The 12,280-nt window shown below is 68.0% G+C and carries 10 protein-coding genes; 3 read left to right on the top strand and 7 right to left on the bottom strand.

The window, feature by feature from the left end; genetic code table 11:
• Positions 1–318: 318 nt before the first annotated feature.
• Together AB0M92_RS38655 and AB0M92_RS38650 are read left to right on the top strand one after the other, a co-directional pair.
• Positions 319–768 carry a hypothetical protein gene (locus AB0M92_RS38655; RefSeq protein WP_366107082.1) on the top strand — a complete coding sequence of 150 codons (450 nt, stop codon included), beginning with the start codon at positions 319–321 and terminating at the stop codon, positions 766–768.
• Entirely contained in the window at positions 765–1,724 is a 960-nt protein-coding gene (locus AB0M92_RS38650) for a hypothetical protein (RefSeq protein ID WP_366107081.1), read from the top strand. The genes AB0M92_RS38655 and AB0M92_RS38650 overlap by 4 nt, the downstream gene beginning before the upstream one ends.
• Before the next feature lie 16 nt (positions 1,725–1,740).
• Here the strand turns inward: AB0M92_RS38650 and AB0M92_RS38645 are convergent, their stop codons facing one another.
• The 4 genes from AB0M92_RS38645 to AB0M92_RS38630 all read right to left on the bottom strand — a co-directional run bounded on the left by AB0M92_RS38645 (position 1,741) and on the right by AB0M92_RS38630 (position 6,097).
• The gene (locus tag AB0M92_RS38645) at positions 1,741–2,340 is read right to left on the bottom strand and encodes a hypothetical protein (protein ID WP_366107080.1); all 600 of its coding nucleotides are present in this window, start codon (positions 2,338–2,340) and stop codon (positions 1,741–1,743) included.
• Positions 2,341–2,471: 131 nt separating this feature from the next.
• A complete protein-coding gene (locus AB0M92_RS38640) occupies positions 2,472–3,791 on the bottom strand; it encodes a UDP-glucose/GDP-mannose dehydrogenase family protein (protein WP_366107079.1) in 1,320 nt (439 codons plus the stop codon).
• Between the two features lie 73 nt (positions 3,792–3,864).
• Positions 3,865–4,302: an NUDIX domain-containing protein gene (locus tag AB0M92_RS38635; RefSeq protein WP_366107078.1), complete on the bottom strand. Its 438-nt coding sequence runs from the start codon at positions 4,300–4,302 to the stop codon at positions 3,865–3,867.
• Between the two features lie 28 nt (positions 4,303–4,330).
• A complete protein-coding gene (locus tag AB0M92_RS38630; RefSeq protein WP_366107077.1) occupies positions 4,331–6,097 on the bottom strand; it encodes an asparagine synthetase B in 1,767 nt (588 codons plus the stop codon).
• Positions 6,098–6,426: 329 nt separating this feature from the next.
• On the opposite strand from AB0M92_RS38630, the gene AB0M92_RS38625 reads away from it, so the two are divergent.
• Complete coding sequence (locus AB0M92_RS38625; RefSeq protein WP_366107076.1) at positions 6,427–7,821, top strand: sporulation protein; 1,395 nt, start codon at positions 6,427–6,429, stop codon at positions 7,819–7,821.
• Positions 7,822–7,926: 105 nt separating this feature from the next.
• On the opposite strand, the gene AB0M92_RS38620 is transcribed toward AB0M92_RS38625, so the two are convergent.
• The 3 genes from AB0M92_RS38620 to AB0M92_RS38610 form a co-directional block, all read right to left on the bottom strand.
• Positions 7,927–8,505 (bottom strand): DUF6262 family protein, encoded by a 579-nt coding sequence (locus AB0M92_RS38620; protein ID WP_366107074.1) that lies wholly within the window; start codon positions 8,503–8,505, stop codon positions 7,927–7,929.
• Entirely contained in the window at positions 8,502–10,931 is a 2,430-nt protein-coding gene (locus AB0M92_RS38615) for a site-specific integrase (RefSeq protein ID WP_366107073.1), read from the bottom strand. The genes AB0M92_RS38620 and AB0M92_RS38615 overlap by 4 nt, the downstream gene beginning before the upstream one ends.
• An 86-nt stretch (positions 10,932–11,017) precedes the next feature.
• Positions 11,018–12,106 carry a tyrosine-type recombinase/integrase gene (locus tag AB0M92_RS38610; RefSeq protein WP_366107072.1) on the bottom strand — a complete coding sequence of 363 codons (1,089 nt, stop codon included), beginning with the start codon at positions 12,104–12,106 and terminating at the stop codon, positions 11,018–11,020.
• Positions 12,107–12,280: the final 174 nt, after the last annotated feature.

Genomic DNA, 12,280 nt, shown 5'->3' with positions numbered 1-12,280 from the left:
GTTATCTAGGGTTGTCAAGTGTTTCAGCAGCTCAGACTCGTAAGGCTCGATGAGGCACGTGAGGGACGTGGCTCAACGACGACATGCTCCCGACGGCGACGGGCAGGGCTCCGGCGGGCCTGATCGGCGACCTGAGACAACGCGTCGCATGCCGTCGGCCTCCCGAGACACGCGTTCCTATTTCTGCGGAGTCGAGTGGCGGCTAGGGTGAGCGGCCTGAGCTCCGGGACGGGCCGGGTTGCACCGGCGTGAGGGGGGACCGTGATTCCTGCGCTCACCGAGAGTGGCCTGCTCCCGCCCGGTCGTCACGCTGCGTCGATGGCCGAGATCCGCGAGATCTTTGTCGAGCAAGCCCCTCATGCAGATCACCGGAGGCGCATCTTCCGAGCCTTCGAGTTGTATGCCGACATGATCAGCGACGTCCTTGAACGAGGAACCTTTTGGGTGGATGGTGGGTTTTGCTCCCATAAGGCAGCTCCGCCAGAAGACCTGGACCTCGCCGTCCTCATCGACTCAACGCTGCCGTTGACCGATAAGGATCATGAGCGGCTCATCCCGCTATTTACCCTTCAAGGGGTGCAGGCCGGGCAGCCCCAGGTGTGGGCTAACCGAGTGCAACCTATGGGAGGTCTGATCGACAGCTTCCCCGTGGTCGCTGGCATCCCCGAGCAGGAGGAGTATTGGGATGCGACCTGGTCCAAGGTCAAAGGGCCTGATGGAGAGCTGATCCCTGGAGCCGTGAAGGGATATCTGGAGGTGAGCTGGTGAGTAACGAGCTTCGCGACAAGTACGTGCGCGCCCTTCAGACGACCGAAGGCGGCGATCCACTGTCTCGTCTCGCCCGATCTGGCCTCCAAGCTTCGGCTATGAAGTTCAGCGGTCTGGGACTGCGGGAGAGTGCTGCTGGCCCTGGTCTCAACTTCCGGCTCGCCGATCCGGCCAACGGGGGGCTGATCGCAGCCAACGAGGTGGGCGACTTCTTGCAGCGTGTGCAGAAGGCCGTTGCCCGTCTTGCGAAGGCCCGTCGCGCCCGTCTTGCGGACGTCGTCAAGCTGCTGCCGTCGGACTTTGAGCTCGCTCGACTCGACGTAGCGGCTTCTGCTGCCGGCTCGATCATTGTCGATCTGCAACCGCATGCTTCAGTGGTGGAGGAAGAGCGCGGAGAACTTCCCCCAGGCGGTGTTTCCTGGGCTGAGATCGGCGCAGTAGAGCTGGTTCGGGCGCTGCCGGAAGGTCCTGAAGACGAAGAGTCGATGGACTCGTTGTTCAGCGCCTCACCAGTGGTGCGCCGGGCAGTGGCTGACTTGATCTTCAAACTGCCGAACCCTCGCCTCGACATCAACCTGGCTGTGCAGCGCGGGACGGGTGAGCGCATCGTGTCTTCCCTGTCGGCCGTGCAGGCGGAATCGCTGCGCGACCGGCTCAACATCATCCGTGAAGAGCGGGAGATCATCCGGATGCAAGGGCGCCTCGACGGCCTGCGGACCCGGAGGCAGATCTTCTATTTCGAGACCCCGGCAGGGGCCGAGATTCACGGCTTCGTGGATGAGTCGCTTGTCAGCGTGGTGAAGGATCACCTCGATGAGCAGGTCGAAGTGGCGCTAGAGAGCTTCGTTCTGCGCTCGGCCGCAGGAAAGCGCAGCCAGCGCCGATACCGGCTCATTGAGGTTGCTGGCCAGCAGTCCCAGCTTCCGCCTGGCAGTGAACTGGACGAGGACGCCTAGGTCCGAGCAGGCCAGCTTATGACGGCTGTTGTGCCTGCCCGGCGGCTTCTGTGGGCGCCGGGCTGGGGACTTCGTCGAGGAGGTTCCCGAAGTGCCCGAAGACCCACTCGTCGATCATCGCCGGATAGGCATCAATCAGGTCTCGCGGGAGGGACCATTTCGGCTCCTCGAAGTGGAATCCCCACTGCGAGACGATATTGTCCCCGGCTGCCAGGTCTGAGACCGCGGAGCGCAGACGGCCCGCGTGCGCGAGAAGGTGCTTCACCCGGGCGGCGCTGATGTCACCGACGTCGGCGCCTTCGTGCGCGATGAAGTTCCGAGCCTTCCTCGCTCGCCGCAGCACGTCCATGGTCTCGGTGGAGCAGGACATGTGGCCGGTCAGCTGGTGCAGCGCCGGTCCGAGCATCTTGTCGGCTGGCAGTGCAGCGATGAGGTCCTCGAAAGTGGCGACCGGGTCGGCGTTTTGGTGGACTTCGACCAGGTTGATGCATCGGAGCATCCAACGACATTTTCCTTCGAACGCATTGGCGAGGTGAAGGGAACGTCCGGCCGAAAGGAACAGTGCGTCAAGTAGATGCGGCTCGCGGGGAGGCAAGTAGCCCAACGACCAAGTCATGAGTCCACCGTAGTGACGGTGTCCACCGAATATCTGGGTTCGGGCAGTTCCTCGCTTGCGGCACTTGCCCAGACGCAGAAGAGGCCGTCGCCAGGGGCGACGACCTCCCGCTGAAGGCGGATCGCCAGGTGTCAGGACCGGCCGAGGGCTCGGGTGATCCAGCCGGCGTCGCGCCACTGGTCGGTGTTGAGGGTGCCGCGGGCGTCGATGACCTTGGGGCTGGTGGTGCGGGTCGCGAGCCGCTTGGGGTCGATCGTCGAGTACTGGTGCCACTCGGTCAGGTGCAGCAGCAGGTCCGCGTCATCGACGGCGGCCATGGGGTCTTCGACGTAGTCGAGTTCGGGGTGGAGCTTGCGGGCGTTGTCGAGGGCCTTGGGGTCGGTGACGGTCACGGCGGCGCCGAGGTCGTGGAGGGCCTGGGCGACGGCGAGGGCGGGCGAGTCGCGGATGTCGTCGGTCTCGGGCTTGAAGGCGGCGCCCCAGACGGTGACCCGCTTGCCCCGGAGGTCGCCTCCGAGTTCTTCGCGGGCGAGGTCGATGACGCGCTGGCGGCGGCGGGCGTTGACGGCGGTGGCTTCACGGAGAATGCCGACGGCCTGGCCGGCGTCGAGCTCGTCGGCGCGGTCGATGAACCCGGCGAGGTCCTTGGGCAGGCAGCCGCCGCCGAAGCCGAGGCCGGGCCGCATGCCGTGGCGGCCGATGCGGTGGTCGTGGCCGAGGATATCGGCGAGCTCAGCGACGTTGGCGCCGGAGGCTTCACAGACCTCGGCCATCGCGTTGATGAAGGAGATCTTGGTGCCGAGGAAGGAGTTCGCGGCGCCCTTGGCGAGCTCGGCGGTGGCCCAGTCCGTGACGATCGTCGGCGTCCCCGACTCGATGATCTTCTCGAACGCCTGCCGCAGCAGGGCCTCGGCCCAGGAGTGGGTGGTGTTGAAGCCGAGGACGAGGCGGTCGGGGCGGAGGGTGTCGTCGACCGCGAAGGACTCGCGGAGGAACTCGGGGTTCCAGGCGACCTCGACGAGGTCCTTGGCGGGGGCGTACTCGCGCAGGATCTCGGCGACGCGGGGTGCGGTGCCGACCGGGACGGTGGACTTCACCGCGACGACGGCCGGGGTCGTCAGGCCGGGGGCCAGGCGGCGGACGGCGTCGAACAGGTGGGTGAGGTCGTAGGCGTCGCTGCCGGCCTGCGGCGGGGTGCCCACCCCGATGAAGTGCAGGTCGGCGAAGTTGGCGGCCTCGCCGTAGGAGGCCGTGAACTTCAGTCGGCCGGAGGCGGTGTGCCTGGCGAGGAGGCCGTCGAGGTCGCGTTCGAAGAACGGGGCCCGGCCGGAGTTGAGGGTGTGGACCTTGTCGATGTCGGAGTCCATGCCCAGGACCTCGTGGCCGAGCTCGGCCATGCAGGCGGCGTGAGTGGCGCCGAGGTAGCCACATCCGATGACGGTCATCTTCATGAGCGGGCGTATCCCTTCGGGTGGGGCCGCCGCTGGCGGCCCCACCCTTGCCCCGCCCGGAAGGGCGGGGCGGTCAGGAGGGCCCGGCGGCCAGATAGCGGTGGATCCCGTCCCGGATGAACGGCGGGATCGTGAGGATGTCCAGGTGCTCGGGGGCGAAGAACTGGAGCTTGACGCCCTCGGAGAGCGGGAGGCGGGTCTCATCGCCGTCCCAGCGGGCGGCGAAGAAGGTGATGATCTGCCCGGAGCCGCGATGGTCGGTGATCTCGAACAGCTCGGTCAGCGAGTCGGCGGTGAGTCCGGCTTCTTCGTCGAGTTCGCGGACGATCGCGTTGGCCGGGGCCTCGCCGGGGTCGCAGCCGCCTCCCAGCAGGCTCCAGTGGGCGGGCCAGGCGATGTGGGGGAGGTCGTCGCGGAGGTGGAGGAGGAGTTCGCCGCGGCGGTTGGTGATGATCGCGACGGCTCCGCGGGCGGCGGCCGGCTCCTCGATGGCGGTGTTCTCGGAGTGCATCCCCTCACCGTAGTAACGGCGTTGGGAATCATGCGGCAGCCCTCACCGTCTGGTCCGAAAACCAGGCGGCTGCCATGAGGGCCTGCATCCGGGTGCGGTCGAACCGGCCGCCGGGCGTCAAACCCCCCTCGAGGAGGGGACGGAATCCCGGCGGGGCGTCCGTGAGGGCCATGCGGATCTGGGAGTCGGCCCAGGCCGCGAGGTTGTCGTTGAGCCATGACGGGACCGGGGAGGCGAAGCCGAGCTTGTCCCGGCTGGCCCAGACCTCGCGGGGCAGTCCCAGTGCCTTGGCCGCGTCCCGCAGGATCCGCTTGCCCTGGGCCGGGTCGGTGATCTTGTGCTCGACCGGCAGGCGGTAGGAGAACTCCACCAGGTCACGGGCGAGGTAGGGGGACCGGCGTTCGAGCGCGTAGGCGGAGGCGAGCTTGTCGCTGGTCATCACCAGCGGCCTCCAGGCCGTCGCCAGGTCCGCCAGCGTCAGGCCGCGGGCCAGGTCCCCGCCCGCGCGGGCCATCGCGTCGGCCACCAGGTCCCGGAGGCGGCCGTCGGGGTCGGGGCCGCGAAGGATGAGCCGGGTGACGGCCTCTGCCGGGTCGAGGGGTTCGCCGGCGGTGTGCATGAGCTTGGCGGCCAGCGGCCGGTAGGCGTCGAGCCCGGAGTTCAGGACGGCGTCGGGGCCGAAGAGGACCAGGGCCTGGCGGACGTAGCCCATCAGGAACTCGTCCGGTCCGAGACCGCCGATCGCGACCCGCAGGCCGAGGTCGGCGATCTTCCGGTAGGCCATGTGCTCGGAGAACGTGGACGCGTTCCCCATCGGGTAGTCCAGGGCCCGCATCATGTGCGGCAGTGCCTGCGTGAAGTCGCGGTGGTCGGGCTCGACCACCACCAGCTCGGCCCCAATGTCCCGGGCGATCACCGCGGCCGTGGAGGACTCGTCCAGGCGGTCCTGGCCCGGGTAGCGGACGGTGACGCAGACCGGGGGCCGCATCAGGTAGGCCAGCACCGCTGAGTCCAGCCCGCCGGAAAGGAGGAGGGCGAAGTCGCAGGCCGGGGACCGCAGCGGGATCTGCTCGGCCAGGATCGTGGAGAACCTGGCCAGGGCCTCGTCGTAGGTGCCGGTGAACGGCGCCCGGTCCTCCAGGTGCCACCAGGTCATCTGGTCGATCGAACCGGTGGTGACGTCGAAGGACAGCAGTGTGGCCGGGGCCAGCAACTGGATCCCCTGGAACGGGGTGTCCACCCCGACGGGGGTCTCGATCGCGGTGACCTCGGGCCGTAAGACCACCGGGGCCGGCCCGTAGCCGGTCAGGGTGGTGACCTCGGAGGCGAACGCGAGCCGGCCACCGTCCAGGCGCCAGTAGAGCGGCTTCTCCCCGAGCCGGTCGCGGGCCAGGAACAGCTTCGCGGTCCGCGGGTCATAGACGGAGATCGCGAACATGCCGTCCAGTCCGTCCAGGCAGGACGGGCCGATCTTGGCCCAGGCCCGCAGCAGGAAGTGAGCGTCCGACTCCCGCTCGCTGACCTCGATGCCCCAGGCGGCGGCCTGGCTCCGCCAGTTGTAGATCTCCCCGTTGAAGGCCAGCAGGATCCCGGTGGCCCGGTCCAGGTAGGGGCCGGGCATGGCCTGCGGGTCGACGATCAGGAGGGTGTTCATGGCCAGCACCGCCCGCCCGTCCCGGGCGGCGGCGTGCATCGTGCCGTCCGGGCCGCGGTAGTGCTGCGAGTCGCCCATCGCGGCGACGGTCTTCTCGTGCCGGAGAGCATCGCCTCCGGCCAGTCCTGCGATTCCGCACATCTGGTTCACCCCCGAGCGTGAAGTCGTGGTGCCTGACGGCGGTCGCCGCCGGGAGCCCCTTCCTGGCGTCCCGGCGGCGGCCTGTGCCCCCATCACACCCGCCGGGCCCTCATGCCTGGCAGGGCTCGCAGGGGGGCTCACAACTCGCAAAGCAGGTTCACCCAGGGTCCCCAGGGCAATACCCTCAGTGCCTCAAGACGCGGGAAGCGCGTGCGGCTTCCCGTGCCCAGCCGGAATGCGCCGACCGGAAATGCCCTGTCGAGCATCCGGCCCCGTGGCGTTTCCTCGTCAGCAACATCGTTGCTGACCTGGTGGAAAAGGGGATTCGGGTGGCGTCGACCAGCCGCCGGAAGCGTCCGCCGAACGCGGACCTGGACCGGCTCATCGAGACCAGCGGCGCGAGCCACAAGTCTCTGGCCCTGCGGGTCAACCAGCTCGCCCAGCAGGCCGGGCTGGCGACGGACTACTCGCATACCTCCATCGCGAACTGGTGCCAGCGGGGCATGATCCCCAAGTGGCCGGTGCCCACGTTCCTCGCGCAGGCGATCTCCGAACGGCTCGGCCGTCCGGTGTCTCTGTCTGAAATCGGTATGGGCGATGCGGAGACACCGGACGCGGATGTGGGGTTGGATTTCCCGCGGGACCGTGCTGATGCGGTCCGAGTGGCCACGTCGTTCTGGAGTTTCGTGAACCGCCGCGACTTCTTAACCGGATCCGGCTTTGCCGTTTCCGCGTTCAGCACCCCCGTGACCCGCTGGCTGGTCACCCCCGCCGACGAGGCGGCCGACGTCGCCGGCGGCAAGAAGCAGGTCGGCCGGGCCGATCTGGAAGAACTCCGGGACGCAGCCGACGAGGCCCGCCGCTGGGACTCCAAATACGGCGGCGGGAACTGGAAGGCCAACTCCGTCACCGTCTGCCTCCAGGAACGGGCCGCCCCGCTGCTGCGGGGCTCCTTCACCGACGCCGTCGGCCGCGATCTCTTCTCCGTCACCAGCGAGCTGTCCCGCCTCGCCGGGTGGACGGCCTTTGATGTCGGCCAGCACGATGTCGCCCAGCGGCACTTCATCCAGGCCCTTCGCCTGGCCCGTGCGGGCGGAGATGTCGAGCTCGGCTGCTATGTCCTGACCACCATGGCCATGCAGTCCCTGCTGCGGGGCTTCGGCTCCGAAGCCGTCGATATGGCCCAGGGAGCCTTCGAACGGGCCAAGGGCCAGGCCGCCCCGCGTGTCCTGGCATTCACCAAGCTCATCGAGGCCCGTGCCCATGCCCGCGAGAGGGACGCCAGGGCCGCCTCACGGGCCTTGGCGGCCTCCGAGGACCTCCTGGGCCAGGCGGACGCTGCCAGCGGCTCAGAGCCCGCCTGGATCGACTTCTATCACCACGCGAGGCTGTCGGCGGACGCCGCCGAGGTCTTCCGGGACCTGAAGAACCCCAAGGCCGCCCTGGCCTGGAACCAGCGGGCCGCCGCGATGCCGTCCGGAGTTTTCACCCGCTCGGTCGGGATGCGGCTGGCGATCGTGGGGACCGCCCACCTCCAGGCCCGCGACCTCGACCACGGCCTGGACCTGGGCAACCGGTCCGTGGACATCCTCGCCCGTGTCCAGTCGAGCCGGGCAAAGGACTACGTCCGCGAGTTCAACACCGCCCTCGCCCCCTGGCGGCGCGAGCCGGCCGTCCGCGATTTCCTCCACCGCACCCGCACCGAACTCGGCATCGCGGCCTGAGCACGTTTCGCCGGTACTTCCCCCCGTCCTCGAGGGGGGGAAGTACCGGCGAGCGTCCCCAGCGGCGTACGACTTCCTCGTGCACCACTGGTAGTGGCCCCTGGCTCAGGCCAGGGCCGGGCCGCTGTTCTCGGCCCGGATCATCCGCCGCAGGCTGCTGCGTGCGGCGGCGAGGTCGTCTTCCAGTTCCTCCACCTTGGCCTCCAGCTCGGACTTCACCAGCCGCAGGTCCCCCACTTCCGAGGCCAGTTCCTCGTTCTGCCGGGTCAGTTCCTCGACCCGCGCGATCAGGTCGGCGGAGCCGATCTGATCGAGCTGCTGGCCCAGCTGCCGCTGCAAGGCGGCCTTGAGGCGGTCCCGCTCGCCCCGCAGGGCGGTGACCTCCTGCCGGGACAGTTCCAGGTCCGTCCGCAGGCTCGCCGCACTCGGCGACAGCCCTTCCTGACGGTCCCGGCGACCCTTTCCGGCCTGTTGCTTGCGGGCGGTCTCGATGTGCTCGCGCACTCCTTCGGCATAGACGAGCCAGTTCGAGACCCCGGCGGTCTTGGCGACGGAGGCGAAGGTGACCGCGTCGCCGCGGGCGACCATCTCCTCCACCACGGCCAGCACCTTGGCCCGCTTCTCGCGGCTGTCCTTGCGGCGGGCGTCCGCCAGCACCTCGCTCGGGCGTCGTTTGGCGGTCATGCCGGGGACTCCTCGCGGTTGATCACCGTCAGCGGCAGCATGGCTCGGCCGGCCGCCGCCCGGGTCTTCCTCAAGATCTTCACCGACTCCATCAGGGCCTCTCGTTCGTCGGCGGGCAGCTTCTCGATCTGCTCGCGCATGGTCGCGGCGACCTTCTTGAAGGAGTCGATCTGGTCCTGGAGATTGCGTGTGACGTACTCGGCCGCGTCCATGGCCAAGGCGGTCTCCTTGTCCGACTTCAGGTCCCGGATCTGGTCCTCGATCGCGGCCAGGTAGGACGGATCGGGACGGTAGAAGCCACAGCCAGCACACTGGAAGCGGATCGGGCAGGCTTGCCCGCCGGCCTTGACGTTGGACGGCTCCGTGCAGCCGCCGAACGGCACCGCCACCGACCTCAGCTCGTAGGCCCGGTTCGAGGCCATCGGCGCCGGATTCCCGTGCCGGTCCACGACATGCAGCCGCATCTTCTTCACGGCCTCCTGCTTCCGCTTCAAAGACACCTTGTAGTACCGGGCCGTGGTCTCGGCACTTCGGTGATCCATCAGCTCTTTGAGCACGTCAATGGCCACTCCGCCGTCTGCGTGACGCTGAGCGTAGGAGTGGCGGAAGGCGTAGGCGTAGATCTTCTCCCGGTCGAACGGGATCGGGTTCCCGTCCTGCCCGGTGCCCTCCGAGTGGATCTCCGGGATCTCGGTGACCCACTTGCGCAGGGCCCGCGCGAAGTTGCCCGTGGTCAGGTGCGGGTCGCGGCTGATCTCGCTGATGGCGGGGAACAGGAAGGCGTCGCTTGTGGGCGGCGCGAGTTTCAGGGCGGCCCGCCGCTTCTCCCACTCCTGGATGATCCGTGCCGTCTCCATGGTGATCGGCAGACGTCTCCGCAGCCGTTTGCCCTTGTAGTTGTTCCAGATCAGCAAGCAGTCCTTGCCGGTGAACTCCAGGCAGTCCCGTCGCAGGCTCAGCACCTCCCTGGGGCGTCGGCCGGTGTCCCGAAGGACCTGGTAGGCGGTCTGGAACATGGTCATCAAGTCCTCGGGAGCTGCCCACGGGCCATAGGAGAAGCCCTGGCCCAACAGGCCGAGCTGGGCATCGAGCTGGCGGATCACCGACTCCGGCACGGCCTTGCCGATCTCGTCCTCGTTCGACTCATCCACCACGATCCGGTGCGACGCATGCCGGCCGAAGCTGCCAGAGAGGTTCGAAAGGATGCCCGCGCTGCGGCCGAAGTCCAGCACGGTGAACAGTCCGGCGAGGAGATCGCGGCGGTACTTGTTGTTGCGAGGTTCACCCTCGTCGTCCGTGAGCCTCCGGAAGTCCTCGACCACCGCGGTCATGTCACCGAAGCGCAAGGCGGCCGGGTCCATGCCGCCGCCCGGCAGCCTTCCCAGGGCTTTGGACGCGACCAGGCAAGCAGACACGTGGTGCCGGAACCGCTTGCTGTTCGGCCGGGTCGAGCGGGCCCACTCCATGGCCGCCTCGCGGAGCCACACCTGTTTGATGGTGGAGAAGTCGACCTTGCTCGCCCGGACGCCGGGCGGCCCGGCCTTCCGGTAGGCGGACTGGTGACCGACGGCCGTCATGTCCCAGACGAGCTTGTCCGTGGGCTCGATGCCGAGGAACCTTTCGTGCCCCCGCTCGATGGCCCAGACGAGTTCCCGCAGGTGAGCCGCGCTGTTGGCGGCCTTCCACCCTGTCGCATCGACGCGTTCGCGGTCTGCCGTCAGGACGCTCTCGACCCCCGCGAGCCGCTGGACCACCGCGCGGATGGCCGATGGCTCGATCTTCTGGTTCCGGGCCTCCCGCTGCTGGAGCATGTAGAGCACTTCCAACCGGGCGACCGGCCCCAGCGGCGCCAACGAGAACTGGTGAGTGGCCAGGTAGGGCGGTTCGTGCTCCACCCAAGTAGCGAGGGTGGCCGTCTCGTTCTCCTGCCGGTGGGTCTTCCACCTCGGGGTGTGGATGCGACACAGCCCCTGCCCAGGCCAGCCTTCCAGTTCGCAGCCCTTGACCAGGCATCGCGCCCGCCCCGCGAAGGGCTCGGCCACGTCTCGGATCCACTCTTCGAGCGTGCCGGCGAACAGGTTCTTGTTCGTCCGGCTGGCCGCTATCCACCGCGTCACGTGGCTCCGGCAGAGCCCCCACGTGGCCCGCTCGCGAGCACACCGCTTCCCGTCCCGCTCCACCACACACGCCTCAACCTCGGTGAAGCGGCGGTTGGCGGTCGGCACGAACGTCTTGTGAAATTCGTCCGCACTCATCCCGCTGGCCTGGAAAGCCCTGTCACAGGTCTTGCAGCGGCGATGGCGAACCTTGTCCACCGAGGCGCATGCTTCGGTCAGGCATCGCCAGGCAGCTGTGCTCGGATTCTCGAAATCCCCTGTGAACAGCAGGTTTTCACTGTCCCACTCGCCCGGCCGCCAGTCCTCCACCAGCTGTGTGCGAAGCCATTCGGCCCACGGACCGAGATCGATTCCCTCGTCCTCACCGATGGGGAGGACGACCGCAAGATTCCCGGTCATGCCTGGCCCCTGAGGATCGCCGCCACCCGTTCCACCGCTTCACGTTTGTCCGTGTCGGTGGCGTGAATGTAGGGCTCCATCGACGACGGTGAGACGTGGCCCAGCAGGTTCTGCACCACATCCCGCGGCGTGTCAGAGCGGATCCAGGTGGTTGCCGCCGTGTGCCGCAGCATGTGCGGCCGGGCCGGGAAACCGGCCTTAGCCGCCAGGCGGTCGAAGAGGTCCTTGGCGTTGTGGTAGGTCATGGCCTTGCCCAGCGGCTGGCGGAACAGGTTGACGAAGACCATGTCGCTGTCGGCGGCCTCGGCCACCGCGTCACGCTCATGGACGTACTCGGAGTAGGCCGTCACCAGCTCGGCCGTCACCGGGATCCACCGGGGAGAGCGGGCCTTGGCCAGGGCGCCGTTGACGTTCTTCCGGCGCCGGACGTGCACGTGTGGGCCGGCCACCTGGCAATTCAGGGCCGAGGAGTTCGACAGGAAGTGCATGTCCTCTCGGCGCAGGCCCAGGGCTTCACCGATACGCATACCGGTGCCGCCCAGCAGTACGACCAGGAAGCGGTCGCGGGCCCGAGTCGTCAACGCGACCAGCTCTGCGAACTGCTCTGCATTCAGCCATTCGTAGCCCTCGACGGCCACGGAGAACTTGATCGCCTTGGCCCTGACCGTCCTGAACTGTCCGTCCTCGCCCACGTCGTAGCCGGGCGGGAGGTAGCCCAGGTACTTCTGCTCGGAAAGCTGGCCGACCGTCTCGGACGCGACCCACCCCTGCTGGCCGCAGAACTGAAGAAACCCGCAGATGGTGGTCATGATCTGGTTCGCGGTCGTCCTCGAGCGGAAACGCGGCTCCAGGCCGGGCTTCCGCCCCTTCGACGGCGCCGGGTCCTCCACCAGCCAGTGCAGAAACCGAGCCAGCGCGGGCAGCCCCGGCTTCCTCCAGTCCAATCCGTGCGTCGCGCAGTACGACAAGTACAGCGCGACCCGGCCCGCATAGACGCGTTCCGTGTTGACCGAACGGTCCACCCTTCGAAGAGAAGCCAGGAAGGCGCAAGCCTCCATGTGCAACTCGTAGGCGGCCGAGATCACCACCCACCTGACCGCGTCCGTCGTGGGGTCAACGGCACGTTCAGCCGTGTACGGAGGGGCTATGTAATCAGACGTAACAGAGGTTCCAGACACCTAGTAGATACCTTTCAGAGGCATGGGAAACGAAGCTCAGCACTCATGTGCCAGAGATCTGTAGAGGACTAGAGATAACGA

The sequence above is a fragment of the Streptomyces sp. NPDC051582 genome, assembly GCF_040681715.1.
GTDB lineage: Bacteria > Actinomycetota > Actinomycetes > Streptomycetales > Streptomycetaceae > Streptomyces.
This window is presented reverse-complemented; position numbering and strand designations above follow the sequence as displayed.